The sequence below is a fragment of the Streptomyces roseolilacinus genome (assembly GCF_014649335.1).
Lineage (GTDB): Bacteria > Actinomycetota > Actinomycetes > Streptomycetales > Streptomycetaceae > Streptomyces > Streptomyces roseolilacinus.
The window spans coordinates 21635-46538 of the sequence record NZ_BMSV01000010.1 but is presented as its reverse complement, the minus strand read 5'-3'; the positions used below and the strand labels follow the sequence as shown (position 1 = coordinate 46538).

Annotated in this window: 27 protein-coding genes; 8 read left to right on the top strand and 19 right to left on the bottom strand. The window is 75.8% G+C overall.

Annotated features, from left to right (window positions below; translation table 11 throughout):
* Window positions 1-39: 39 nt before the first annotated feature.
* From IE106_RS22880 to IE106_RS22865, 4 genes are read right to left on the bottom strand one after another with little or no spacing between them, the layout of a single operon-like run.
* Complete coding sequence (locus tag IE106_RS22880; protein ID WP_189537059.1) at window positions 40-852, bottom strand: hypothetical protein; 813 nt, start codon at window positions 850-852, stop codon at window positions 40-42.
* Entirely contained in the window at window positions 849-2132 is a 1284-nt protein-coding gene (locus IE106_RS22875) for a glycosyltransferase family 4 protein (protein ID WP_189537257.1), read from the bottom strand. The genes IE106_RS22880 and IE106_RS22875 overlap by 4 nt, the downstream gene beginning before the upstream one ends.
* Before the next feature lie 56 nt (window positions 2133-2188).
* The gene (locus IE106_RS22870; RefSeq protein ID WP_189537058.1) at window positions 2189-3499 is read right to left on the bottom strand and encodes an ABC transporter substrate-binding protein; all 1311 of its coding nucleotides are present in this window, start codon (window positions 3497-3499) and stop codon (window positions 2189-2191) included.
* Window positions 3477-4055, bottom strand: coding sequence for an MTB12 C-terminal domain-containing protein (locus IE106_RS22865; RefSeq protein WP_189537057.1), 579 nt, complete (start codon window positions 4053-4055; stop codon window positions 3477-3479). Before IE106_RS22865 ends, IE106_RS22870 begins: the two co-directional genes overlap by 23 nt.
* Before the next feature lie 104 nt (window positions 4056-4159).
* On the opposite strand from IE106_RS22865, the gene IE106_RS22860 reads away from it, so the two are divergent.
* The 3 genes from IE106_RS22860 to IE106_RS22850 are packed head-to-tail and all read left to right on the top strand — an operon-like array spanning window position 4160 to window position 7907.
* On the top strand, window positions 4160-4609 hold the full coding sequence (locus tag IE106_RS22860) for a hypothetical protein (protein ID WP_189537056.1): 450 nt from the start codon (window positions 4160-4162) through the stop codon (window positions 4607-4609).
* A complete protein-coding gene (locus IE106_RS22855; protein ID WP_189537055.1) occupies window positions 4597-7215 on the top strand; it encodes an ABC transporter permease subunit in 2619 nt (872 codons plus the stop codon). The genes IE106_RS22860 and IE106_RS22855 overlap by 13 nt, the downstream gene beginning before the upstream one ends.
* Entirely contained in the window at window positions 7212-7907 is a 696-nt protein-coding gene (locus IE106_RS22850; RefSeq protein WP_189537054.1) for an ATP-binding cassette domain-containing protein, read from the top strand. Before IE106_RS22855 ends, IE106_RS22850 begins: the two co-directional genes overlap by 4 nt.
* Here the strand turns inward: IE106_RS22850 and IE106_RS22845 are convergent.
* On the bottom strand, window positions 7876-8550 hold the full coding sequence (locus IE106_RS22845) for a LysM peptidoglycan-binding domain-containing protein (RefSeq protein ID WP_373295974.1): 675 nt from the start codon (window positions 8548-8550) through the stop codon (window positions 7876-7878). The genes IE106_RS22850 and IE106_RS22845 overlap by 32 nt on opposite strands.
* A 242-nt stretch (window positions 8551-8792) precedes the next feature.
* Here IE106_RS22845 and IE106_RS22840 point away from each other — a divergent pair, with 242 nt between their 5' ends.
* A complete protein-coding gene (locus IE106_RS22840; RefSeq protein WP_189537053.1) occupies window positions 8793-9587 on the top strand; it encodes a DUF8842 C-terminal domain-containing protein in 795 nt (264 codons plus the stop codon).
* 83 nt (window positions 9588-9670) lie between these two features.
* Window positions 9671-10048, top strand: coding sequence for a hypothetical protein (locus tag IE106_RS22835; RefSeq protein WP_373295973.1), 378 nt, complete (start codon window positions 9671-9673; stop codon window positions 10046-10048).
* 69 nt (window positions 10049-10117) lie between these two features.
* On the opposite strand, the gene der is transcribed toward IE106_RS22835, so the two are convergent.
* The 5 genes from der to IE106_RS22810 all read right to left on the bottom strand — a co-directional run bounded on the left by der (window position 10118) and on the right by IE106_RS22810 (window position 14367).
* A complete protein-coding gene (gene der / locus IE106_RS22830; protein WP_189537052.1) occupies window positions 10118-11566 on the bottom strand; it encodes a ribosome biogenesis GTPase Der in 1449 nt (482 codons plus the stop codon).
* A 73-nt stretch (window positions 11567-11639) separates the two neighbouring features.
* On the bottom strand, window positions 11640-12227 hold the full coding sequence (locus IE106_RS22825; RefSeq protein ID WP_189537254.1) for a lysophospholipid acyltransferase family protein: 588 nt from the start codon (window positions 12225-12227) through the stop codon (window positions 11640-11642).
* A 50-nt stretch (window positions 12228-12277) separates the two neighbouring features.
* Window positions 12278-12964: a (d)CMP kinase gene (gene cmk, locus IE106_RS22820; RefSeq protein WP_189537051.1), complete on the bottom strand. Its 687-nt coding sequence runs from the start codon at window positions 12962-12964 to the stop codon at window positions 12278-12280.
* 114 nt (window positions 12965-13078) lie between these two features.
* Window positions 13079-14164 (bottom strand): prephenate dehydrogenase, encoded by a 1086-nt coding sequence (locus IE106_RS22815; protein ID WP_189537050.1) that lies wholly within the window; start codon window positions 14162-14164, stop codon window positions 13079-13081.
* A complete protein-coding gene (locus IE106_RS22810; protein WP_189537049.1) occupies window positions 14161-14367 on the bottom strand; it encodes a hypothetical protein in 207 nt (68 codons plus the stop codon). Before IE106_RS22810 ends, IE106_RS22815 begins: the two co-directional genes overlap by 4 nt.
* 106 nt (window positions 14368-14473) lie before the next feature.
* Here IE106_RS22810 and IE106_RS22805 point away from each other — a divergent pair, with 106 nt between their 5' ends.
* Genes IE106_RS22805 through IE106_RS22795 form a run of 3 tightly spaced genes read left to right on the top strand, consistent with a single transcriptional unit; the run spans window position 14474 to window position 16080 of the window.
* On the top strand, window positions 14474-14815 hold the full coding sequence (locus IE106_RS22805) for a DUF952 domain-containing protein (protein WP_229840717.1): 342 nt from the start codon (window positions 14474-14476) through the stop codon (window positions 14813-14815).
* A 51-nt stretch (window positions 14816-14866) separates the two neighbouring features.
* Window positions 14867-15289 carry a Rieske (2Fe-2S) protein gene (locus IE106_RS22800; protein WP_189537048.1) on the top strand — a complete coding sequence of 141 codons (423 nt, stop codon included), beginning with the start codon at window positions 14867-14869 and terminating at the stop codon, window positions 15287-15289.
* Between the two features lie 23 nt (window positions 15290-15312).
* Window positions 15313-16080, top strand: a complete 768-nt coding sequence (locus IE106_RS22795) for a nucleotidyltransferase domain-containing protein (RefSeq protein WP_189537047.1) — start codon at window positions 15313-15315, stop codon at window positions 16078-16080.
* Here IE106_RS22795 and IE106_RS22790 read toward each other — a convergent pair.
* The 9 genes from IE106_RS22790 to ald all read right to left on the bottom strand — a co-directional run bounded on the left by IE106_RS22790 (window position 15997) and on the right by ald (window position 24828).
* The gene (locus tag IE106_RS22790) at window positions 15997-16761 is read right to left on the bottom strand and encodes a nucleotidyltransferase domain-containing protein (RefSeq protein ID WP_189537046.1); all 765 of its coding nucleotides are present in this window, start codon (window positions 16759-16761) and stop codon (window positions 15997-15999) included. The two genes, IE106_RS22795 and IE106_RS22790, sit on opposite strands and share 84 nt — an antisense overlap.
* A gap of 3 nt (window positions 16762-16764) precedes the next feature.
* Window positions 16765-17817: an ADP-ribosylglycohydrolase family protein gene (locus IE106_RS22785; RefSeq protein ID WP_189537045.1), complete on the bottom strand. Its 1053-nt coding sequence runs from the start codon at window positions 17815-17817 to the stop codon at window positions 16765-16767.
* Window positions 17814-18554 (bottom strand): NUDIX hydrolase, encoded by a 741-nt coding sequence (locus tag IE106_RS22780; protein WP_189537044.1) that lies wholly within the window; start codon window positions 18552-18554, stop codon window positions 17814-17816. Before IE106_RS22780 ends, IE106_RS22785 begins: the two co-directional genes overlap by 4 nt.
* 125 nt (window positions 18555-18679) lie before the next feature.
* The gene (locus IE106_RS22775; protein ID WP_189537043.1) at window positions 18680-19795 is read right to left on the bottom strand and encodes a pseudouridine synthase; all 1116 of its coding nucleotides are present in this window, start codon (window positions 19793-19795) and stop codon (window positions 18680-18682) included.
* Window positions 19795-20364, bottom strand: coding sequence for an SMC-Scp complex subunit ScpB (scpB, locus tag IE106_RS22770; RefSeq protein WP_229840727.1), 570 nt, complete (start codon window positions 20362-20364; stop codon window positions 19795-19797). Before scpB ends, IE106_RS22775 begins: the two co-directional genes overlap by 1 nt.
* A gap of 41 nt (window positions 20365-20405) precedes the next feature.
* On the bottom strand, window positions 20406-21524 hold the full coding sequence (locus IE106_RS22765) for a segregation and condensation protein A (protein ID WP_189537042.1): 1119 nt from the start codon (window positions 21522-21524) through the stop codon (window positions 20406-20408).
* 115 nt (window positions 21525-21639) lie between these two features.
* A complete protein-coding gene (locus tag IE106_RS22760) occupies window positions 21640-22161 on the bottom strand; it encodes a hypothetical protein (protein ID WP_189537251.1) in 522 nt (173 codons plus the stop codon).
* Window positions 22158-23201, bottom strand: a complete 1044-nt coding sequence (locus IE106_RS22755; RefSeq protein ID WP_229840716.1) for a ParA family protein — start codon at window positions 23199-23201, stop codon at window positions 22158-22160. The genes IE106_RS22760 and IE106_RS22755 overlap by 4 nt, the downstream gene beginning before the upstream one ends.
* A gap of 511 nt (window positions 23202-23712) precedes the next feature.
* Window positions 23713-24828, bottom strand: coding sequence for an alanine dehydrogenase (ald, locus tag IE106_RS22750; protein ID WP_189537041.1), 1116 nt, complete (start codon window positions 24826-24828; stop codon window positions 23713-23715).
* Window positions 24829-24904: the final 76 nt, after the last annotated feature.

Sequence of the window (24904 nt, the reverse complement as noted above, 5' to 3'; positions counted from 1 at the left end):
GGCGGGCACCGGGCGGCCCGGCTCCCGCGGCCGGGGGGACTACGGGAGCGGGGTGACGCGGACGCAGAGCTCGTTGTCGGCGCTGTAGCAGGGCGCCGCGCGGAACCCCTCGCCCTCGGACTCCGGGTACACGAAGACGTTCCTGCGGTCCCACACGTCGTCGAGGATCCGGGCGACCCGCACCGGCTCGGCGCCGGCGGAGGGCCGCAGCCACAGCTGCCAGACCCGCTGCCGGTCCAGCGACGGCCGCGCGAGCCGGTCGTAGGGCAGCGTGAAGGCGAACGCGTGCCCCTCGCCGCTCGCCGGCACCTCCCGCACCTCGTCGCCCAGACGCGCCTCGGCCACCGCGCCGGCGCCGAGCGGGGCGCCGTACAGCCGGCCCTCGACCGTGCAGGCGCCCTCCCCGAACGTCAGGTCGCCGGCCTCGGCGTGCCGGGCGCGCAGCCAGCTGCGCACGGCGAGCCGCCCGTCCGCCGTGGGGTACGGGACGCGCGCGGCGACCGGCCCGGACGGCCCGGGGACGCGGTCGACGAGGGCGCGCACGTCGCGGATGCCCGGCTCCACCGGGCGGTCCCCGACGGACACGTCCCAGTGGCCCTCCGCCAGCTCGACCGTACTGGGCAGGACGGCGCGCGACCGGTCCCCGCCGGCCGGGGTGAGGGGCAGCCGCGTCTCCTCGGCGGGGGCGGCGCCCCGGCGGCGCAGCACCAGGGCCGGTTCCCCGCCCCGTTCGGGCAGGGGGGCCTCCCCGGCGCCGTGGCCCGCCATGTCGAACGTGATGCCGCCCGCCGAGTCCGCGACGCAGTCGGCGCGCGGGCCCTTGGGCCGGGAGGCGTCCGTGGTCCCGGTCATGCGCGCTTCCCCTTCCTGAGGACGTCGGCGGCCCGGTAGCGGGCGGTGTACGCGGCGTCGAGGACGGCGCCCCGCGCGCGGTGGAGCGCGTCGCGGCCGCGGCCGCGGGAGGCGGCGCCGGACCCGCGGGCGACCAGTTCCGCGAACAGCGCCTCGTGCCGCTCCGCGATCCGTACGGGGTCGAAGCGGCGGGACGCGGCGAGCGCGGCCTGCCCGGCGCGGCGGCGCAGCTCGTCGTCCTGGATGAGGCCGAGCAGCGCCTCGGCGACGGCGTCCGCGTCGCCGACCGGGACGAGCCGGCCGTCGACGCCGTCCTCGATGATCTCGCGGGGGCCGTGCGGGCAGTCGGTGGAGACGACCGGCAGGCCGCAGCGCATCGCCTCGACGATGGTCATGCCGAAGGACTCCAGGCGGGAGGTGACGGCGGCGACGGACCCCTTGACCCACTCCGGTTCGAGGGGGTTGGCCGGGCCCATCAGGTGGACGTGGTTGTGCAGTCCGCGCTGCTCGATCAGGGCGCGCAGGGCGTCCCTCTCGTTGCCGGTGGCGTCGCCGGAGCCGTAGATCCGCAGCCGCCAGTCGGGGCGGGCGGCGACGACCTTCGCGAACGCCTCGACCAGCAGGTCGTACCGCTTGACCTTGGTGAGCCGGCCGGCCGCCACGACCCACTTGGCGGTGGAGTCGGCGGGTGCGACGGTGGGCGCGGGGACGCTGTTGGGGACGGCGTCGATGCGGACGCCGGGCAGCTTGAGCCTGGTGCGGTACGAGCGGGCGTCGGCCTCGGTGACGGTGGTGACGGCGTCGAGCAGCGGGTAGCGGAAGCCGATCTCGCGGCGCAACCGGTAGCCGTGGCTGTCCAGGGTGAGGTGCTCCTGGCCGACGCGGACGGGGCCGCGGCGGGTCTGCCGGGCGATGTGCACGTTGAGTCCGGGCCGGGTGCCGACGACGACGTCCGCCTCCACCGTCCGCAGGTGCGCGGCGATCCTCGTGTCGGTGAGGCGGCTGTACTGCTTCCAGCGGCCGTCGCCGCGCGGGAAGACCCTGGCGGGCGCCTGGTAGTCGGGGTGGTCGCCGTCGTACCCGGGGCTGTGCCTGCGCAGGTCGACGAGGTGCTTCAGGGTCACGCCGGCGGGGGCGCCGAGGGTCGGCTCGTCGCGGTGGCGGAAGACGGAGACGATCTCCACGTCGTGGCGGGCGGCGAGCGCCTCGGCGAGGTTGAAGGTCGTGCGGATGGTGCCGCCGATCCCGTACGCGTTGTGGAGCAGGAAGGAGATGTGCATCGCGTGGCCGGGTCCCCCAGGTCGATAGGTCGTCAAGGGTGGACTGTACTTGGCCGTCACGGGCGGTATCCGAGCTGGGGGACGGTGGCGCAGTTCCGGTTCATGTCGCCCTGGGTGACCCAGCCGCGGCCGTCCCGCCAGCGGGCGACGGACAGGCAGGCGCGGCGGGTCCGCGGCGGCCGGTCGAGGTGTTCGAAGCGCACGGGCAGGAGCAGTCCGCGCGCGGTGTAGGGCTCGCGGCGGGTGAGGAACCGCTCGACGCAGGCGCGGGTGAGGCCGCCGGGGCCGGCGAGGCAGGAGCGGGCCGCGTCGGTGAACCACATGGCCGCGGCCCAGCCCTCCACCTGCCACTGGGAGCGGGTCGTCACGCCCCGGGCGTGGGTGTCCATGGCCGCGCGGAACGCGCGGACGGCCGGGTGGGAGGCGTCGTCGTGGTTGCGGCTGGAGCCGGTCGCCCAGAGGGCGTTGCGGCAGCGCGGGGACTTCCGGTACTGGTCGGGGACCGTCGAGTCCCAGTTCTGGACGTGGGTGACCTTGGCGGTGGGGACGGCGCCGACCGCGTCCATCGCCTCGCACAGCCGGGCGTTGCCGTGGCCGTCGAGGGCGTCGAGGACGAGGTCGGGGCGCTGGACGCGCAGGTCGGCGGCGACGGCCCGGAAGTTGGGCAGGGCGAAGTCGACCTGTTCGGTGACGACCCGGTACCCCTCCGCCCGCAGGCCCCGGGTGACGAGGCGGGCGTAGGCGGCGGAGGAGGGCTGGTTGTAGGAGACGACGGCGGCGGTGCGGGCGCCGTGGGTCCGCCTGAAGTAGCGGTAGACCTCGGTGCCGCCGTACAGGACGCCGTTCCAGCCGGGCCGGCCGCCGGTGCGGGGCGCGGAGCTGCCGTGGATCCCGTACAGGTGCGGGTGGGTGTCGTAGGCGGGGCCGATGGGCTGGCCGCCGACGTCGGGGACGCCGGCGCGGGAGACGCGCGGGGCGGCGGCGTAGTCGAGGGCGGTGGTGGCGACGAGGGCGAACACCCGGCGCTGCTCGACCAGCTCGGTGACGCAGGTGTGGTTGCCGGCGCCGCTGCCGCCGTCGTCGCAGGTGAGCGGTTCGACGCGGCGGCCGTCGAGGCCGCCGCTCGCGTTGAGGGCGGCGAAGTACGCCAGTGCGCCGTCGCGCGGCCCGGTGAACGCCTCGCCCCCGACGGGGCTGGTGGCGCTGGTGATGACGCCGACGCGGATCGGCGGCGCGCCGGGCGTGGCGGCGGGCGGGGGGGACGTGAAGTCGCCTTCCGGCAGCCGGCTGCCGCAGGCGGCGCTCAGCGCGACGAGGACCGCGAGCGCCGCCGGGAGGAGGGGCTCAGCACCCCGGAACGGCCGCATTGCCGCTGAGCTTCACCAGCGCGCAGAGGGTGTTGCGGGAGACCTTCCAGGTGTCCTGCTGGAGGACGGCGGTGCCCTTGGAGCCGGGCAGGGCGGGGCGGCCGCCGACGAGCACGTCGTAGGTGACGTCCGCCCCGGTGGCCGAGGTGAAGGAGACGGACTTCACCCGGGCGGAGGTCTTCGCGGCGTTCGGGTCGTTGCCGAAGGCCTCGATGACGGGGCGCAGCCGGTCGCCGTTCTCCAGCAGCCGGACCCTCTCGTCGGTGGAGGTCTTGGGGTCGAAGAACTCCGTCCAGTTCTCGCGGATCTCCTCCTCGGCGTCCTGCGGGTCGGCGGGCGCGCTGCCGGTGGCGGTGGGCGAGCCGGTGGCGGTGGCCGTGGGGGACGCGGGAGGGCTCGCGGCCTCGGAGGTCGTCTGGAGGTCGGGGGACTGCGGGCCGACGCTGGCGTCGTCCCCTTCGCCGCACGACGCGGTCAGCGGTACGAGGGCGAGGACGGCGGCCGTCGCCAGCGCTGCGGTGCGCGTGCGGGCCCTGCGGGGGGTCGCGTGGACCATCTGGGTCACCACCGGGGTCTCTCACTGCACGGAAAAAGGACATTCACCGGCATAGTGCAAGGAATCACCATGTGTCGCCAGTGGAGTAGCGCGAAGGGGTCCCGATGCCGCGACTGCTGTGGTGGGGCGGCCTGACCGCCCTCGCCGGGGGCGCCGTGCTGTGCGTGCTCGGCTGGTACGGCGTGTCCGGCGAGCGGTTCGCGGAGCGGCAGCTCCCCCACCTGGCGTCCGCCACGGTGCCGGGGGCCGCCCTGGTCGTGGCGGGCGCGGTGTGGGTGGCCGCGTCCGCCGCGGGCCGGGCGGCGCCGGGCGCGGACGGGGACGCGCGGCCCCCGGAGGAACCCGCCGGGGGCGCCTTCCGCCCCTCGTCGGACGAACCACCCGTACGGGTGCCGGGCGGCACCCTGGCGCACCGCCCCGACTGCCCGCTGGTGGCCGGCAGGCCGGGGGTGCTCCCGGCGGGCGGCGCCGCGCTCGACCCGTGCCCGGTCTGCGAGCCGGGGAAGGGGGGCGGTCCCGCGGCGGCCGCCGGGGCCGGGCCGTGGGCGCGCTGACGTACGAGCTGTTCCTCGCCGGGCTGGCGGTCGGCGGCGCGGCCGCGCTCACCGGGATCGGGCTGATCGTCACCTACCGGGCGACGGGCGTGCTGAACCTGGCGCACGGCGCGGTCGCCATGGTGTGCGCGTACGTGCTGCGCCACCTGGTGGTCGAGTGGGGCTGGCCGCTCGCGCCCGCGGCCTGCGCGACGCTGCTGCTGGTCGCGCCGGGGATCGGCCTGGTGCTGTACCGGGTGGTGTTCCGGCCGGCGGTGCTGCCGGGCGCCGACCCGGCGCTGACGCTGGTGGCGTCGATCGGCGTGTTCGTGCTGCTCGTGGGGGGCGCCGCGCTCGTGTGGGGCGGCGGGGCGCGGGCGGACGCGCCGGTGCTGCCGGGCGACGCCCCGTGGGCGCAGGTGGCCGTCGCCGTGGCGGTGGCGTGCGCGGTCGGCGCGGTGACCCGGTGGACGCGGCTGGGGCGGGAGCTGCGGGCCGTGGTGGACGACCGGGAGCTGGCGGTGCTGGGCGGGATCGCCGCCGACCGGGTGGCGGCGGCGGGGTGGGCGTTCGGGTCGTTCACGGCGGGGCTGACGGGTGTGCTGCTGGCGCCGCACGTGCGGCTGGACCCGTACGGGCTGCCGCTGCTCGTCGTGGAGGTCATCGCCGTGGCCGTGGCGGCGCGGATGCGGAGCCTGCCCGTCGCGGTGGGGGCGGCGCTGGCGATCGGCGTGGCCCAGGCGCAGCTGACCCGGTTCCACCCGGGCGGCTGGGCGGGGCCGCTGGTGCAGTCGGTCGGCGCGAACCTGTTCGCGGTGGCGCTGCTGGTGGCGGCCCTGGCGTGGCCCGCCGTGGGCGCCGGCGGGCGGGACGTGCTGCCGCGCGGGACGACGGCGGGCGCGCGGGTGCCGCCCGGGCTGTGGCTGTGCGTGGCGCTCCCGCTGGTCCTGCCGCTGGGGTTCGCGGGCGCGGACCTGCGCACCTCGGTGCAGGTGCCCGCCCTGGCGGTGGTCCTGCTGTCGCTGGTGGTGGTGACGGGCCGGGGCGGGCAGATCTCCCTGGGGCAGGCGGCGTACGCGGGCCTGGGCGCCCTGTTCACGGCGCTCCTGGCGGCCGGGCGGATGCCGGGCCTGCCGCGGCTGCCGGAGCTCGCGGCGCTGGGCGCGGCGGTGGTGCTGGTGGCGCCGCTCGGGCTGCTGACCGGCTGGCCCGCGATCCGGCGGCGCGGGCTGGCGCTGGCGCTGGTGACGCTGGCGGTGGGCGTCGCGGTGAGCCGGTTCGTCCTGGCGCAGCCGTACGCGACGGCGGGCCTGGTGGTGGAGCGCCCGGCGGGCTTCCTGACCGACCGCCGCTTCTACGTGCTGGAGCTGGTCGTCCTGGCGGGCGCGCTGGCCGGCGTCGCGGCGCTGCGCCGGGGCCGTACGGGCAGGGCCCTGGCCGCCCTGCGCGACCACGAGGCGGGCGCGGCGGCGGCGGGCGTGCCGGTGCCCGCGCTGAAGGTGCTGGTGTTCGTGGCGGGCGCGGCGCTGGCGGCGCTGGGCGGCGGGCTGCTGGGCATGGGCGTCCGCGCGTTCGACGCGGCGGCGTTCGACCCGGTACGGGCGCTGCTGTGGTTCGCGGCGGTCCTGGTCCTCGGCGCGGACAGCCTGCTGTCCCCGCTGCTGGCGGCGGCGCTCCTGGTCGGCCTGGACGCGGGCGCCCGGGGCGGCGCGGCGGCGGCGGCCGTCGGCCTCCTGGCCGCCCTGACCGCCCGGCTCCCCCCGCTGACGTCCCTGCTCCCGCAGCGCCGCCGCGCGCCGGGGCGCCCCGGCCCCGGGAGGGCCGCGCCGGACGCGGCGCGCGCCCCGGCGGCCCCGGCGACCCCGGCACCGGCACCGACACCGGACACGGGCGGCACGGCGGTCGCGGACGGCACGGCGGTCGCGGGCCGCACGGACGGCACGGCGGACGGCGCCACCGGTCCGGGCGGCCCGCCCGCGCCCCGGGTGCGGGCGCGGGGGCTCAGCGTGCGGTACGGCGGGGTCACCGCGCTCGACCGGGTCGACCTCTCGCTCGTACCCGGCCGGGTCACCGCGCTCGTGGGGGCCAACGGGGCGGGCAAGAGCACCCTGTTCCACTGCCTCGCCGGCACCGTGCGGCCCGCCGCCGGCCGGGTCACGCTCGACGGGGCCGACATCACGCGCCGGCCCGCGCACGCCCGTACCCGGCTGGGGATCGCGCGGACGTTCCAGGAGCCGGCCGTCTTCCCGTCCCTGACGGTCGAGGAGAACGTCCGTCTCGGCGCCGAGCGGGGCCGGGGCCGCGGCGAGGCGGACACCGCCACCGAGCAGGCGCTGCGGCTGACGGGCCTCGACGGGCCCGTGCGGCACCGGCCCGCCGCCGGGCTGCCGACGGGCGTCCTGCGCCGGACCGAGCTGGGCCGGGCCCTGGCGGGGCGGCCGCACACGCTGCTGCTCGACGAGCCCGCCGCCGGCCTGGACGCCGCCGAGACCGCCGCGCTCGCCCGGGTCCTCGCCGCCCTGGCCGCCGACGGCACGGCCGTCCTGGTCGTCGAGCACGACCCGGACCTGGTGGCCGGCGTCGCGCACACCGTCCACGTGATGGAGGCCGGGAGGATCGTGGCGTGAGCGTGGAGATGGAGCTGCGCGCCGTGCGCGTCCGGTACGGGCCGCTGGAGGCGCTGCACGGCGTGGACCTGCCCGTCCCGGCCGGCACGGCCACCGTGCTGCTCGGCCGCAACGGCTCCGGCCGCACGACCGTGCTGCGCGCCCTCGCGGGGACGGTGCGCCCGGCGGCGGGGCGGGTGCTGTGGCGCGGCGACGACGTGACGCGGCTGCCGGCGCACCTGCGGGCACGCCGGGGGCTGTGCTTCGTGCCCGACCTGCGCGCCGTGTACGCCACGCTCACGGTCGCGGAGAACCTGCGGCTCGCCGGGGACCCCTCGGCCGCCCTCGACGCGTACCCGGAGCTGCGCCCCCTGCTCCCCCGCCGGGCCGGCACGCTGTCGGGCGGCGAGCGGCGGATGCTGGCCGTGTCGCGGGCGCTGGCGGGGCCCGCGCGCGTCGTGCTCGTCGACGAGCCGACGCTCGGCATGTCGCCGGCGGTGGCGGCGCGTACGTACGCCCTGCTGGGCGGCGTGTGCGCGCGGGGGGCGGCGGTCGTCACCACCGGCCGGCGCCTCCCGGAGGGCCTGCCGCGCGGCGCCCTCGTCCACGAACTGCGCCGCGGGACGGTCGCGTTCAGCGGCGAGGCCGCGGAGGCCGCCGCGCGGCGGCGCTTCGGGGGGCCTACGGGAGGAGCAGCATCCAGCCGGGCCTGAGGACGTTCGGGTCGCCGCCCACGAGGTCCCGGTTCGCGGCGTACAGCGCCTGCCAGCCGCCGGCGACGCCGAAGCGCCGGGCCACCCCGCTCAGCGTGTCGCCCGGCTGGACCGTGTGGTACCGGCCGGACAGCCCGTACCGGCGGGAGCAGGTGGGCCACGCGTTCCACCCCTGCCAGCGCAGCACCTCCTGCGCGACGGTGATCTGCTGCGCGCGGGTCGCCAGGTCGGCGCGCCGCGCGTACGCCAGGCCGCCGAACTCCTCCCACGTGGACTGCTTGAACTGCAGCCCGCCGTAGAAGCCGTTGCCGGTGTCGGCGTCCCAGCGGCCGCCGCTCTCACAGAGGGCGACGCAGCCCCAGGGCCAGTCGCCGGGGCAGTCGGCGGACGTGTCCGCGCCGGGCGCCCGGCGGCCCGGCGGCGCGGGCACGGAGGCGGGCACGGAGGCGGATGCGGTGGTGGCGGGCACGGCGGCGGCGGGCGCGGAGGGCGGCGGGGAGGCCCAGGCGGCCGCGCCCCGCGGCAGGGCCGGTACCAGGGCGAAGGCGAGGGCCAGTACGGGCACGAACAGCGCGGCGGACGCCGGCGCCACGGCGCCGCCCCGCACGCGCGCGGTGCATGAAGGTTTCGGCTGCTTCGGCATCGGGCCACGCTAGGCACCGCCCCGTGCCCCGCCCCCGTACCGCACCGGCGTGCCGCCCCGCCGCGCCGCAAACCCACCCGGTCGGCAGACCCGGCCGCCCGGACGGCACCGGGCCGGATCCGGCCGCCGATTCGGTCGCCCCGCACGCGTGACCCCGGTCGGCACTCACCCGTTGAACCCTTCATGAGATGTGCCGGGACCCGCCCGGCACCGCACGCACCAACGAGTCCGAGGAGCCACCCGTGCCGCGCATGCTCGACGTCAGCGAGGACGTACGCGCCGAGATCGGCGACGACGAAGCCGACCGGCTGCTCGCCGGCGAGAACGCCCCGGGCAGCTACGACTGCACCTCCTGCCGCACCCCGGGCGACCCCGAGCAGGAGCGCACCAGCACCGTGCTGTTCGTCGGCGACGAGACCGCCGTCCTCGCCTTCGCCCACGCCACCTGCATCCCCTCCCAGGTCGTCAGGGTCTCGGAGGAGCAGCTGCAGGGCGCCGTCCGGTCGATCACCGGGCAGGAACCGCAGCGGCCCGCGCCCGCGCAGGTGCCGCAGGACACCCAGCAGGCCGTCCTGGGCGTGACGAGCGGGCTGGTCCTCATCGACGGGGACCTGCACCCGGCGCTCGTCGTCGAGCCGACCGCGCCGATCACCCGCCCCGGTTCGTACGGCACGGAGGACGAGTTCCTGCCGCTCCTCGTCGAGCAGGGCTTCCTCCCGGTCTCCAGCCTCACGCTGAAGCCGTCGGTGCTCACGGGCTGGTCCGTGCTGCTCGCCATGGGGCAGCTCCACGCGATCCTCCAGCCGAGCGCGGTCGGCACCCAGCCGGTCGCCTGGTGGCAGGCGCACCAACCGCTCCAGGTCACCGAGGGCTGGCGGACGGCGGCGAACAAGTCGCGAACGGTGCTGGTGTTCGCCGCGCCCGTCGGCTCCATCGGCCAGCAGCCCCGCGAGGACCTGCTGCGCGACGCGCTGGAGAAGGCCGCCGCGAACGGCCGCCTGGTCGCCGCCGCCATGCCGCTGGCCGGCACGTCCTGATGGGCACCCCGCTCCCCGCCCGGTGGAAGGCGATTTCCCGGGACGGCCCGCATCCCCCGGGCGGCGGGGTCGTTGGCACCTACGTGCAGCACTCATACGAGCCGTCCCGCCAGTCGTATCAGTACATCCCCGCCATGCGCCCGGCGGAGGACGGGCTGTCCTACTCGGCCACGCCGATCTACGACGCGCTGTACTCCGAGTACCGCCGGTCCTTCCGGGCGCTGCCCGGGGACCGCAGCGGCGAGGAGGACCTCAGGTTCCGGGCCTTCGGGGCCCTGCCGCCGGCCCACCACGCCGACGGCGGGCAGGGCCCCGTCGGTCACACCACGGGCCACACCACCGGCACGCACGGGTACGGGCAGGGGTGGCAGGCGCAGCAGTACGGCGGCTACGCGGCGGCCCGGCCGCACGGCGGGCCGGCGCAGGTGGCGCTGCCACCGGCGCCGCGCCGCGGCATGTGAACGGCGGCGGGGCCGGGGAGACGCGATCGTCTCCCCGGCCCCGCCGCCGTGCGCCGTGCCGGCGCGCGGTCACTTCTTCCGGCCCCGCTTCTCCCTCACCCGCACCGACAGGTGGATCGGGGTGCCCTCGAAGCCGAACTCCTCGCGCAGGCGCCGCTCCACGAACCGGCGGTAGCCGTGCTCCAGGAAGCCGGACGCGAACAGCACGAACCGGGGCGGCTTGGTGCCCGCCTGCGTACCGAACAGGATGCGGGGCTGCTTGCCGCCGCGGATCGGGTGCGGGTGGGCGGCGACGAGCTCGCCGAGGAAGGCGTTGAGGCGGCCGGTCGGGACGCGGGTCTCCCAGCCGGCGAGCGCGGTCTCGATCGCCGGGACGAGCTTTTCCATGTGGCGGCCGGTGCGGGCGGAGACGTTCACCCGGGGCGCCCACGAGACCTGCTGCATCTCGGTCTCGATCTCGCGCTCCAGGTAGTAGCGGCGCTCCTCGTCGAGCTCGTCCCACTTGTTGTACGCGATGACGAGCGCCCGGCCCGCCTCGACGGCCATCGTGATGATCCGCTGGTCCTGGACGGAGATGGACTCGGTGGTGTCGATCAGGACGACGGCCACCTCGGCCTTCTCGACGGCGGCGGCGGTGCGCAGGGAGGCGTAGTAGTCCGCGCCCTCCTGGAGGTGGACCTTCTTGCGGATGCCGGCGGTGTCGACGAACTTCCAGGTCGTGCCGCCCAGTTCGATGAGCTCGTCGACCGGGTCGCGGGTGGTGCCGGCGAGCTCGTTGACGACGACCCGCTCCTCGCCCGCGACCTTGTTGAGGAGGGACGACTTGCCGACGTTCGGGCGGCCGATGAGGGCGATGCGGCGCGGGCCGCCGACGGCGGCGCCGAACGTCTGCGCGGGCGCGTCGGGCAGGGCCTTGAGGACCTCGTCGAGGAGGTCGCCGGTGCCGCGGCCGTGCAGCGCGGAGACGGGGAACGGCTCGCCCAGGCCCAGGGACCACAGCATCGCGGCGTCGGCCTCGGCGGACGGGCCGTCGACCTTGTTCGCGGCGAGGACGACGGGCTTGCCGGCGCGGCGCAGCAGCTTGACGACGGCCTCGTCGGTGTCGGTGGCGCCCACGGTCGCGTCGACGACGAAGACGACGGCGTCGGCCGCCTCGATCGCGAACTCGGCCTGCGCGGCGACGGACGCGTCGATGCCGAACACGTCCTGCTCCCAGCCGCCCGTGTCGACGACCTTGAAGCGGCGGCCGGCCCACTCCGCCTCGTAGGTGACGCGGTCGCGGGTGACGCCGGGGCGGTCCTCGACGACGGCCTCGCGGCGGCCGATGATCCGGTTCACCAGGGTCGACTTGCCGACGTTCGGGCGGCCGACGACGGCGAGGACGGGCAGCGGGCCGTGCCCGGCCTCCTCGATCGCGCCTTCGACCTCGTCGACGTCGAAGCCCTCTTCGGCGGCGAGCTCCATGAACTCCGCGTACTCGGCGTCGCCAAGTGCCCCGTGGTCGTGCTGGTCGTTCATGAAGTCCGTTCCTCGTGCGTTCGTGGTGGTCGGTGGGTGCCGGCCGGGGCCGGGCCCACTACTCGAGTGTCGCTCAGCGCCCGGTGAGGCGCCTGGCGTTTTCCAGGTGGCCGGTGAGCCGCTCCTGGATGCGTACGGTGGCGTCGTCCAGCGCCTTGCGCGTGCGGCGCCCGCTGCCGTCGCCCGCGTCGAAGGCGTCGCCGAAGACGACGTCGACGCGGCTGCGCAGCGGGGGCAGCCCCTTCAGCAACCGCCCGCGGCGCTCGCTGCTTCCCAGGACGGCGACCGGGACGACGGGCGCCCCGGACCGCACGGCGAAGTAGGCGAGCCCCGCGCGCAGCGACGCGAAGTCGCCCTCGCCGCGGGTGCCCTCGGGGAAGATCCCGAGGACACCGCCGGCGGCCAGGACGTCCAGGGCGCCGGTGATCGCGGTGCGGTCGGCGGTCGCGCGGTCGACCTTGAGCTGCCCGATGCCCTCCAGGAACGGGCCGAGCGGCCCGACGAAGGCTTCCTTCTTGATCAGGAAGTGCACGGGCCGGGGCGCGGTGCCCATGAGCATGGGGCCGTCGAGGTTGTGGGCGTGGTTGACGGCGAGGATGACGGGGCCGGAGGCCGGTACGCGCCAGGCTCCCAGCACGCGCGGCTTCCACAGCCCGTACATCAGGCCGATGCCGATGCCCCGCCCGACGGCGGCGCCCTTGGCCGAGGGGGTCACTGGGCGGCCGCCCTCCGCTCCTCCACGAGGGTGACCACGCACTCGACGACCTGCTGGAGCGTCAGCTCCGTGGTGTCCACCTCGACGGCGTCGTCGGCCTTGGCGAGGGGGGAGGTCTTCCGGGTGGAGTCGGCGGCGTCCCGCCTGACCAGGGCCTCCCTGGTGGCGGAGACGTCGGCGCCCTTCAGCTCGCCGGCGCGGCGGGCGGCGCGGGCCTCCGGGGAGGCGGTGAGGAAGATCTTGAGGTCGGCGTCGGGGAGGACCGTGGTGCCGATGTCGCGGCCCTCGACGACGATGCCGTGCGGGGCGGCGGCGGCGATGGAGCGCTGGAGCCCGGTGATCCGGGTGCGCACCTCGGGGACGGCGCTGACGGCGCTGACCTTGGAGGTGACCTCCTGCGTGCGGATCGGGCCGGAGGCGTCCACCCCGTCGACGGTGATCGTCGGGTGGGACGGGTCGGTGCCGGAGACGATCACGGGCTTGCCGGAGGCGTCGGCCACGGCGGCGGCGTCGTCCACGTCGATCCCGTTGGTGATCATCCACCACGTGATCGCCCGGTACTGGGCGCCGGTGTCCAGGTAGCTGAGGCCGAGCTTGGCGGCGACGGCCTTGGAGGTGCTCGACTTGCCCGTACCGGAGGGGCCGTCGATGGCGACGATCACGGAATCCACGGTGTCGGACACCTTCCTGCCTACGTGGGAGAGGGGCCGGCCGGTTGCCGAGGGCCCGGCACAAGGTTACCGACTGTCCCCGCCACTCCTCGCACCCCTGTGGACCGGCCCCCGGCCGGCCCCGCGCTACTGGCGCAGGGCCCAGCCGCGCTCCCGCAGGGAGGCCGCGAGGAGCGGTGCGGCGGACGGGGCGACCATCAGCTGCACCACACCCGCCTGCTGCCCCGTCGCGTGCTCGATGCGGACGTCCTCGACGTTGACGCCCGCCCGGCCGGCGTCCGCGAAGATCCGCGCCAGCTCGCCGGGCTGGTCGCTGATGAGCACGGCGACCGTCTCGTACGCGGCCGGGGCCGTGCCGTGCTTGCCGGGGACGCGGGCGCGGCCGGTGTTGCCGCGGCGCAGGACGTCCTCGACGCCGGTCACGCCCTCGCGGCGCTTGCCGTCGTCGGCGGACTGCAGGGCGCGCAGCGAGCTGACCGTCTCGTCGAGGTCGGCGGCGAGCGCGGCGAGGACGTCGGCGACGGGTCCGGGGTTGGCGGAGAGGATGTCGACCCACATGCGGGGGTCGGACGCCGCGATGCGCGTGACGTCGCGGATTCCCTGCCCGCACAGGCGCACGGCGGTCTCCTCGGCCTCCTCCAGCCGCGCGGCGACCATGGAGGACACGAGCTGCGGGGTGTGCGACACGAGGGCGACGGCCCGGTCGTGGGCGTCGGCGTCCATGACGACCGGGACGGCGCGGCACAGGGCGACCAGTTCCAGGGCGAGGTTCAGCACCTCCGTGTGCGTGTCCCGCGTGGGCGTGAGGACCCAGGGGCGCCCCTCGAAGAGGTCGCCGCTGCCGGCGAGCGGGCCGGACTGCTCCTTGCCGGACATCGGGTGCGTGCCGATGTACGCGGACAGGTCGGCGCCCAGGGCCTGGAGCTCCCGCAGGGGGCCGCCCTTGACGCTGGCCACGTCGAGGTAGCCGCGGGCGGTGCCGGCGCGCATGGCGTCGGCGAGGGTGGCGGCGACGTGGGCGGGCGGCACGGCGACCACGCACAGGTCGACGGGGCCCTCCGGCGGGGCGTCCGTGCCGGCGCCGCGCGCGGCGGCGGTGCGGGCCCTGTCGGGGTCGTGGTCGGCGAGGTGGACGGTGACGCCCCGGTCGGTGAGGGCGAGGGCGACGGACGTGCCGATCAGCCCGGTTCCGATGACGACGGCGGTTCTCACTGGGCGGTGTCCTTGCGGAGGGCCGCCGCGGCGCCGGGGCGGACGCGGGCGGCGGCGGTCGTGGGCGGGCCGGGGTCCCGGGGGGCGACGTCCCGGACGGCGCGGGGCGGGGCGCCGGCGGACGGGGCGCCGGACCGCCCGCCGGCGGCCCCGGTGCGGGCGCGCCCCGGCTGGACGGCCCTGGGGACCGCTCGTACCGCCACGTCTGCTCCTCGCGCCCGGGACCCGGCTGTGTGGGCTGTGCTGTGCTGCGCGTTCAGCGTAGTCAACGCCGCGCGGTCGCGCGGCGGCCTCCTGACAGGTGAGACCGTGCGCGTGGTCCGCCCCGTCGTACCGCTGCGCGAGCGGGCCGCGCGGCCCGCTCTCCCGTACCGCCCGGCGTCGCCGGCCGAGGAGGGGTTCGTGCACTGCCCGGCGGACGCCGAGGTGGCGCCGGCCGTCGCGGACGCGCGCCGCCGGGCGGTGCCGGGGAGGCTGCCGGTGCCGGTGGCCGACGAGGAGCGGCGGTCGGCGGAGGTCCGCTGGGAGGAGTCGGCGGCGGGGGTGTTCCCGCACGTGTACGGCCCGGTGGAGCGGGACGCCGCCACGGTCGTCCCGGAGGTGCCCCGCGGCGGGGGCGGAAGGGCCCCGGCGCTCGTCCCCCGGGTGTGACACCGGCGGGTTTCCTTCCCCGCGGGGGGCCGCACGCCCCAGGATGAGGTCATGTCCTCCTCTCCCCACGGGCCGTCCGGGCCCGCGCCCCGCCGCCGCACCGTCCTCGCCGGCTCCCTGACCGCGGCCGCGGCGGCCGCCCTGGCCTCCGCGTGCGGCGGTGGCGCCGAGGAGTCCCCGCCCGGCGGGAAGGTGATCGCCTCGACGTCCGACATCCCGGTCGGCGAGGGCCGGGTCTTCGCCGAGGAGAAGGTCGTGGTGACCCAGCCGGTCGCGGGCGACTTCAAGGCGTTCTCGGCCGTCTGCACCCACCGGGGGTGCACCGTCGGCTCGGTGGCGGACGGGCTGATCGACTGCCCGTGCCACGCCAGCCGGTTCCGGATCGCCGACGCGTCGGTCGCCGCGGGCCCGGCGACGCGGCCGCTGCCGCCGCGGGAGATCACCGTGTCGGGCGGCGACATCCGGCTCTCCTGAACCGGGCCGCTAGGGTCGTGCCCATGTCTGGGAACGCCCTCACTCCGGAAGCCCTCGTACGCGACCACACGGTCTACTCCTGCGTCATGGGGTCCCGGGCCTTCGGGCTGGCGACGGACGGCAGCGACACCGACCGCCGCGGGGTGTTCCTCGCCCCGACGCCGTCGCAGTGGCGCTTCGCCAAGCCGCCGACGCACGTAGAGGGCCCGGCCCCCGAGCAGTTCAGCTGGGAGCTGGAGCGCTTCTGCGAGCTGGCCCTGCGGGGCAACCCGAACATCCTGGAGTGCCTGCACTCGCCGCTCGTCGACCACGTCGACGACACCGGCCGGGAACTGCTGGCGCTGCGCGGCGCGTTCCTGTCCCGGCGGGTGCACGAGACGTTCACCCGGTACGCGCTGTCGCAGCGCCGCAAGCTGGAGGCGGACGTGCGGCAGCACGGCGCGCCCCGCTGGAAGCACGCCATGCACCTGCTGCGGCTCCTCGGGAGCTGCCGCGACCTGGTGCGCACCGGCGAGCTCACCGTGGACGTGGGCGAGGACCGGGAGCGGCTGCTCGCGGTGAGGCGCGGCGAGGTCCCGTGGGCCGAGGTCGAGGCGTGGATGGTCCGCCTGGCGGACGGGACCGACGCGGCGCTCCCGTCCTCCCCGCTGCCGGCGGAGCCCGACCGGGACCGGGTGGAGGACTTCCTCTTCCGGACCCGGCTGCGCTCAGCCCTCGACGCGCTGCCCCAGCCGGGCGCGTACGACGAGGTCGTGCAGCGCGTCGTGCGCCCCCGTCACGGCATCGGGTAGCCGGGAGGCCGCCTGCGCCGCGTCGAGCGCCTCGTGCAGCGCCTCCACGTCGGCGTGCAGCCGCTCCGGCTCGGCGCCGTCCGCCGGTCCGTGCTCGGCCTCGGCCTTGGCCGCGATCAGCTCCCCGAGGTACGCCGGGGCCTGGGCCACCGTCTCGCACAGGGTCGGCAGGTGCGCGACGACCTCGCCGGACCGCATGAGGTGGATGCCGCTCAGCAGGGCGCGGAAGGTGTACAGCAGCGACTTCAGCTCGCCGTTCTTCTCGAACAGCCGCCACTGGGTGCAGGCGAAGCCCCGGTAGTGGTGGGCGTGGTGGGTGGTGAGCACGTCGGGCGCGAGGGCGATCAGCTCGGCGTGCAGGTCGCCGGTGTGGACGACGAGCGGCGACAGCAGCTGCTCCAGGACGTACCCGTTGCGCCGGAGCATCAGCCGGACGAACTTCCGCAGGTCGTGCGTGACCAGGTCCATCTCGACGCCGTCGCGCTCCCACGTCCGGGAGCGGGTCTCCTCCGCCTCCCGCAGACCGATCAGCGCGTCCACCGGCAGCAGGTGCACCCCGCGCAGGTCCACGTCCGAGTCGCGGGACGGGAACCCGTACAGGTGCGCGCCGGAGACGGTGGCGAACAGCAGACGGTCGGGCTGTTCGGCGACGACAGAGGAGAGGTCCAGGTGTTCGATCACCGGTCAAGCATCCCAGAGAGCGCCGAGCCTGAGGAGGTCTCCGCGGTATTCGACGCGTTCGGTCCACTCCTCGGGCCAGGCGTCCGCGCCGAGGTGGGCCCCGGCGAAGGCACCCGTGAGGCAGGCGATCGAGTCGGAGTCGCCGCTGGTGCAGGCGGCCCGGCGCAGGGCGGTGAGCGGCTCCTCGGGGAAGGTGAGGAAGCACAGCAGCGCGGTGGCGAGCGCCTCCTCCGCGATCCAGCCCTCGCCGGTGAGCAGGCACGGGTCGGTCTCCGGGTTGACGGTGCGCGCGACCGCGGCGACGCGCTCCAGCACGGCGAGGCACTCGTCCCAGCCGCGCTCGACGAAATGCCGGGGCGAGGGGTCCTGGGAGCGGGTCCACAGGTCGCCGAGCCACGCCTCGTGGTACCGGGAGCGGTGGTCGTACGCGTACGAGCGCAGCAGCCCGACCAGGCCGAGCGGCTCGACGCCCTGGGCCAGCAGGTACACGGCGCGGGCGGTCAGGTCGGACGCGGCGAGCGCGGTGGGGTGCCCGTGCGTCAGCGCGGCCTGCAACTGGGCGGCGCCGGCGCGCTGTTCCTCGTCGAGTCCGGGTACGAGGCCGAGCGGCGCGACCCGCATGTTGGCGCCGCAGCCCTTGGAGCCCGGCTGGCTGGCGTCCTGCCAGGGCCCGTCGGCCGCCAGCAGGCCGCAGGCCACCAGGCAGGTGCGGCCGGGGGCCCGGTCGTTCTCGGGCGACCCGGCCCAGTCGACGAACTCCTCGCGCAGCGGGCGGGCGAACCGCCCCGGCGCGAGGGCGCCCCGGCCCGTGGCGGTCCGCAGGGCCCGGCCGACGGCGAGGGTCATCTGGGTGTCGTCGGTGACGCGGGCGGGCTCGGGCAGCGGCAGCTCGCGCCAGGGCCCGTACCACTCGGTGATCTTCGATACGCCGATGAACTCGGTGGGCAGGCCCAGCGCGTCGCCGAGCGCGAGCCCGAACAGCGCGCCGGTGGCGGCCCGCTTGGTGGCGGCCCGCTTGGTGGCGGCCCGCTTGGTGGCGGCCTCGGTGGCGGTCATGTGGTCGTCTCCCGTCGTTCCGGTCGCAGCAGGGGCGGGTGCAGGGCGGTCGCGCCGCCCGCCCGGTAGAGGGCGGCCGGTTTCCCCCGGCCGCCGGTGAGGCGCGGCGGCCCCTGCGCGGGGCGGACGAAGCCCTGCGCGGAGAGGACCTTGCGCCGGAAGTTGGGGCGGTCGAGCGCGACGCCCCACACCGCCTCGTACACCCGCCGCAGCTCGCCGAGGGTGAACTCGGGCGGGCAGAAGGCGGTGGCCAGGCAGGTGTACTCGAGCTTGGCGCCGACGCGGTCGTGGGCGTCGGCGAGGATCGCGTCGTGGTCGAAGGCCAGGGCCCCCTGGGTGCCGTACGGGAGCCACCGGGCGTCCGCGGCGTCGCCGCCGCCGCGCGGCTCGGGCAGGTCGGGGCCCAGCGCGGCGTACGCGACGGACACGACGCGCATGCGCGGGTCGCGGTCGGGTTCGCTGTAGGTGCGCAGCTGCTCCAGGTGGAGGTGGGCGGCGGTGCCGGCGGACAGGCCGGTCTCCTCGGCGAGCTCGCGGCGGGCGGCGGTGTCGGCGGACTCGCGGGGCAGGACGAAGCCGCCGGGGAGGGCCCAGCGGCCGCGGTGGGGCTCCTCGCCGCGCCGGACGAGCAGCACGTGCAGCCGGTCGTCGCGGAGGGTGAAGACGGCGAGGTCGACGGTGACGGCGAACGGTTCGAAGGCGCGCGGGTCGTAGCCGTCGGGCACCTGGGCGTGCATCGCTGCTCCGGAGGACGTTCTTAAGAGTCACCCTGACTATAAACAGGGGGAGGAACGGACCGCAAGCACGCGGAAGCCCGCGGCCCTGGGGCCGCGGGCTTCCGCGTGACGGGGGCGGGGACGGCTCAGAGGCCGACCTCCTTCATCAGCATGCCCACCTCGGTGTTGGTCAGCCGGCGCAGCCAGCCCGACTTCTGGTCGCCCAGCTGGATCGGGCCGAAGGCGGTCCGGACGAGCTTGTCGACGGGGAAGCCCGCCTCGGCGAGCATGCGGCGCACGATGTGCTTGCGGCCCTCGTGGAGCTGCACCTCGACCAGGTAGTTCTTGCCCGTCTGCTCGACCACCCGGAAGTGGTCGGCGCGCGCGTAGCCGTCCTCCAGCTGGATGCCCTCCTTGAGCCGCTTGCCCACCTCGCGCGGGAGCGGGCCCGTGACGGCCGCCAGGTAGGTCTTCTTCACGCCGTACTTCGGGTGCGTGAGGCGGTGGGCCAGCTCACCGTGGTTGGTGAGCAGGATGATGCCCTCGGTCTCCGTGTCGAGCCGTCCGACGTGGAAGAGCCGGGTCTCGCGGTTGGTGACGTAGTCGCCCAGGCACTGGCGGCCGTCGGGGTCCTCCATGGTGGAGACGACGCCGGCGGGCTTGTTCAGCGCGAAGAAGAGGTACGACTGGGTGGCCACGGTCAGGCCGTCGACCTTGATCTCGTCCTTCTCCGGGTCGACCCGCGTCCCCTGCTCGAGGACGATCTCGCCGTTGACCTCGACGCGGCCCGCGTCGATCAGCTCCTCGCAGGCGCGCCGCGAGCCCACGCCGGCGCGGGCGAGCACCTTCTGGAGCCGCTCGCCCTCCTGGTCCCCGGACGGGCGGGCGGACCCGGTCTGCGGCCGGTTCGCGTACCGCTCGCGGTTGCGCTCCTCGATCCGGGCGTCCAGCTCGCGCGGACGCGCCGGGGTCGTGCGCCCGCCACCGCGCTGGGGGGACTGCCGGGGGCCGCCCTTGGCTCCCCCGCGGGCCGCCGCGCCGCGTCCGCGCCGGGGCCCCTCGGAGGGCCCGCCGCCCACGTCGTAGCTGCGCTCCTCGGGGCGGGGGCGGCGCGGGTTGCTCCCGCCCTGCCGGCGGTCGTCGCGGCCGCCACCGGCACCCCGGTGATCGCCGCGGCCGCCGCTGCTGCCGCGGCCGCCGCTGTTGCCACCACGGCTCCCGCCGTTGTTTCCGCTGCTGTTCCTGCCGCTGCTGCTTCGCATCAAAGTTCCGTCTTGTCGTCTGCGTCCTCGGAATCCGGTGCATCCGGATCGAACGACGGGGCCCCTTCCCCCGTCTCGGCCTCGATCGCGTCCGCCTCGGGGAGGAAGGGCGCGAGCTCGGGGAGTTCGTCCAGGCCGCGCAGGCCCATCCGCTCCAGGAAGTGGTTCGTCGTCCTGTACAGGATCGCACCTGTTTCGGGTTCCGTGCCCGCCTCCGCCACCAGACCGCGCTGCAGGAGGGTGCGCATGACCCCGTCGCAGTTCACTCCGCGGACCGCGGAGACCCGTGAGCGGCTGACCGGCTGCCGGTACGCGACGACCGCCAGGGTCTCCAGGGCGGCCTGGGTGAGGCGGGCCTGCCGGCCGTCGAGGACGAAGTCCTCCACGGCGGCGGCGTACGCGGGCCGCGTGTAGTACCGCCAGCCGCCCGCGACGGGGCGCAGCTCGAAGCCGCGGCCCTGGGCGTCGTACTCGCCGGCCAGCTCGCGCAGCGCGTCGGCGACCTCGCGGCGGGGGCGCCCGAGCACCCGGGCGAGGTGCTCCTCGGTCGCCGGCTCGTCGACGACCATGAGGACCGCCTCCAGGGCGGGCTTCAGTTCCAGGGCGTCCGTCACGTCTCCTCCTCCTGTTCCGGCTCCACGACCCGGTCGAACTCGTCGGTGACCGCCGCCTCGGCGTCGCCGCCGGTCCAGCGGACGGTGAGCTCGCCCAGCGGGTCGTCCTGGTCGAGGGCGACGGCCTTGTCCCGGTACAGCTCCAGGAGGGCGAGGAAGCGGGCGACGACGGTGAGGGTGTCGGCCGCGTCCTCGGCGAGTTCGCGAAACCGGAGCTCGCCGCGCTCCCGCAGCCGCGCCACGACGATCCCGGCCTGCTCGCGGACGCTGACCAGCGGGGCGTGGACGTGGTCCACGTACACCTGCGGCCTCGGCTTGGGCCGCATGGCCTTCACGGCCAGCCTGGCGAGGCCCTCGGGCCCGATGCCGAGGACCACCTCGGGCAGCAGCCGCGCGTGGTGCGGCTCCAGGCCGACGGTGCGGGGGTGGCGGCGGCCCTCGTGGTCGAGGCGGTCGCCGAGGACGGCGGCGACCCGCTTGTACGCGCGGTACTGGAGGAGCCGGGCGAACAGCAGGTCCCGGGCCTCCAGCAGCGCGAGGTCGGCCTCGTCCTCCACCTCGGCCGCGGGCAGCAGCCGGGCGGCCTTCAGGTCGAGCAGGGTGGCGGCGACGACGAGGAACTCGGTCGTCTGGTCGAGGTTCCCCTCGGGGCCCATGGCGCGCAGGTGCGCCATGAACTCGTCGGTGACCTTCGAGAGGGCGACCTCGGTGATGTCCAGCCGGTGCCTGGCGATCAGCTGGAGCAGGAGGTCGAAGGGCCCCTCGAAGTTGGCCAGCCGCACGGTGAAGCGGCCCTCCCCGCGGGAGCCGCCGGCGTCCCCGCCGGCGCCCTCCCCCGTCGCGGCGCCCGCGGCGCCGGCGGCGCGGCGGTCCGGCCCGCCGTCCGGTTCGCCGGCCGCCGTGTCCGGGCGGGGCGGCTCGTCGTGAGGAGGCTCGCCGGGGGGCGGCTCATCGTGAAGAGGATCGCCACGGGGTGGCTCCTCGCGGGGCGGTCCCCCGCCGGCGGGTGGGGCGGCGGGGCCGCCGGGGGCCTGCGCGGTGGGACGGGGCCCGGGGCCCGCGGGCACGGCCGGGCCCCGGCCGAGCGGGCGGCGGCGTGGGGCGGTGGGGGGCATCGTGGTCCAGGAGCGCGGAGGGGCGGCGGCCCGTAGGCTACCGGTCGCGTACGCCCTCCCGGCGGCGCGCCACGCGCGGGAGGGTCCGCTCGGCGGCCGCTCGGCCGCCGTGCGCTCAGCGGCCCCTCAGCCGCCGTACGAGGATGCTCGCGTCCCCCCGGGACTCCAGGTCGGCCAGGACCACCGCGACGGCCTCGCGGACGATGCGCCCGCGGTCCACGGCCAGCCCGTGCTCCCCGCGCAGGACCAGGCGCGCGTGCTCCAGGTCCATCAGCTCCTCGGCGGAGACGTAGACGGTGATCTTCTCGTCGTGGCGCTCCCGCCCGCTGGGCCGGCGGTTCGGGGACCTGCGCCCCCGCCGGGCGGCCGGCGCGCCCGCCGCCGCCCCGGAGGCCGCGGCCGCGGTCCTGGCGGCCGTACCGGACTCCGGCTCGTCGGCCGACGCCCGTGCCCGGGGCTGCCGCGCGGTCTCGGCGTCCCCCGCCGCCGCCGAGTGCTCCTCGGACGGCGGGTCCTGCTCGCCGCCCTGCCCGGGTACCCGGGCGGCCTCCTCCGCGGGCTGGCGTCGGGGCGTGGACGCCTGCAGCGCCATGCCCCCGGTGGTGCGGAACAGCTCGTCGGCTCCGGGCAGACTCACTCGGCGTGACACCGGGCGAGCACCTCCCTGGCGAGCTGGCGGTAGGCGGCCGCGCCGACCGAGTTCGAGGCGTACGTGGTGATGGGCTCGCCCGCGACCGTGGTCTCCGGGAAGCGGACGGTGCGGCCGATGACCGTGTGGTAGACGTGGTCGTCGAAGGCCTCGACCACGCGGGCGAGGACCTCGCGGCTGTGGACGGTCCGCGAGTCGTACATCGTGGCGAGGATGCCGTCGAGCTCGAGTTCGGGGTTGAGGCGCTCCTGGACCTTCTCGATGGTCTCCGTGAGCAGCGCGACCCCCCGGAGCGCGAAGAACTCGCACTCGAGCGGCACTATCACCTTGTGGGCGGCCGTCAGCGCGTTGACGGTCAGCAGGCCGAGGGACGGCTGGCAGTCGATCACGATGTAGTCGTAGTCCTGCAGCAGCGGCTTCAGGGCGCGCTGCAGCGTCGACTCGCGGGCGACCTCGCTGACGAGCTGCACCTCGGCGGCCGACAGGTCGATGTTGCTCGGCAGGAGGTCCATGTTGGGCACGGCGGTCTTCAGGAGGACCTCGTCGGCCGACATGCCCCGCTCCATGAGCAGGTTGTAGACGGTGAGGTCGAGCTCCATCGGGTTGACGCCGAGGCCGACCGAGAGGGCGCCCTGCGGGTCGAAGTCGACGAGCAGCACCCGCCGCCCGTACTCCGCGAGCGCGGCGCCCAGGTTGATGGTCGACGTGGTCTTGCCGACGCCGCCCTTCTGGTTGCACATCGCGATGATCTTCGCGGGGCCGTGCTCGGTGAGCGGACCCGGGATCGGGAAGTACGGCAGGGGCCGTCCGGTCGGGCCGATCCGCTCGCGGCGCTGCCGGGCGGCGTCGGGCGCGAGGGTGGCCGCGTACTCGGGGTCGGGCTCGTACTCGGCGTCGGGGTCGTAGAAGTGCCCCTCGGGCAGCTCGTCGTAGGCGGCGAAGTGGGTGGACTCTCGGCCACTCTCGTTGCCGGCCATGGCGTTCACGTGTGGGCCGTCCATCGTCTTCATCGTGTGGGGTGCCGTCATGTGCTGGTGCGTCGCGGACGTCCGGGCCGCGGCGGATCCGGCGGCCTCGGGTCCGGAGGACGGACCACCGCGGCCCGCCGCCGGCGTTCCTGGTCGGGCGACCTCGGGAGTAAATGTCGACTCATTCACAAGTCGTCTTACCTCCTTGGACGGGACCAGGAAACTTATCGATAGGTCAGCGTGGCACTATGCCGACGGTTGGCGACTCTATGGCGTGTCACCGCTCCGCAGCAACACAATCGGCCGGACGCGGCGGGATGTGTCGGGGCCCGAACGCCTTCCTGTCAAGGGTGTGGGGCCGTCCATCCTCGTGTTTCGCGGGTGTGCGAAACGGTTGAAGGGTTACGTTCGAGGCGACTTGAACCGACACCCGCGTACGAGCGGACACGCGTCCGGCCGGACCTCGTCCCACGAGGTCCGGCCGGGTGCATGAGGTTGACGGTGCGCGTTGACCCGGCGTCAACCGGCCGCCGCGGGCGGGCGGGTGGGCGACGGGGAGCGCGGACGGGCGTCAGCCGATGAGGGAGGCGATCCCCACGTGGTCGAGGCCGTGCGCCTCGGCGACCTCCTTGTACACGACCTTGCCGTCGTGGGTGTTGAGGCCCTTGGCCAGCGCCGGGTCGCGGCGCAGCGCCTCGGCCCAGCCGTTGTTGGCCAGCGACACGATGTAGGGGAGCGTGGCGTTGGTCAGGGCGTAGGTGGAGGTGTTCGGGACGGCGCCCGGCATGTTGGCCACGCAGTAGAAGATCGAGTCGTGGACCCGGAAGGTCGGCTCGGCGTGCGTGGTGGGGCGGGAGTCCTCGAAGCAGCCGCCCTGGTCGATCGCGATGTCGACAAGGACACTTCCGGGCTTCATGCGGGAGACGAGCTCGTTGGTGACCAGCTTCGGGGCCTTGGCGCCCGGGATGAGGACGGCGCCGATGACGAGGTCGGCCTCCAGGACGGCCTTCTCCAGCTCGAAGGAGTTGGACATGACGGCCTTGACCTTCGTGCCGAAGATCCTGTCGGCCTCGCGGAGCTTGTTGATGTCGCGGTCGAGCAGGGTGACCTCGAAGCCCATGCCGACGGCGATCTGCGTGGCGTTCCAGCCGGAGACGCCGCCGCCGATGACCACGGCCTTGGCCGGGATCACGCCCGGGACGCCGCCGGGCAGGACGCCGCGGCCGCCGGCCGCGCGCATCAGGTGGTACGCGCCGACCTGCGGGGCCAGCCGGCCCGCGACCTCGGACATCGGGGCGAGCAGCGGCAGCGCGCGGTTCGCGGTCTCGACGGTCTCGTAGGCGATGGCGGTGGTGCCGGACTCCAGCAGCGCGTCCGTGCACTCGCGGGAGGCGGCGAGGTGCAGGTACGTGAAGAGGGTCTGGTCCTTGCGGAGGCGGTGGTACTCCTCGGCGATGGGCTCCTTGACCTTCAGCAGCAGGTCGGCGGTGGCCCAGACCTCGTCGGCGGTGGGGAGGATCCGCGCACCGGCGGCCACGTACTCGTCGTCCGTGATCGAGGAGCCGACACCGGCGTTCCGCTCGACGAAGACCTCATGGCCGTTGCGGACGAGCTCGTGCACACCGGCCGGGGTGATGGCGACGCGGAACTCGTTGTTCTTGACCTCGCGGGGGATGCCGACCTTCATCGTCGATCACGGTCCTTGAATCAGGGGTAAGGGGGGCAAAGCGCTGTACAGCGATACATACCCGTGTGTTGCAGGA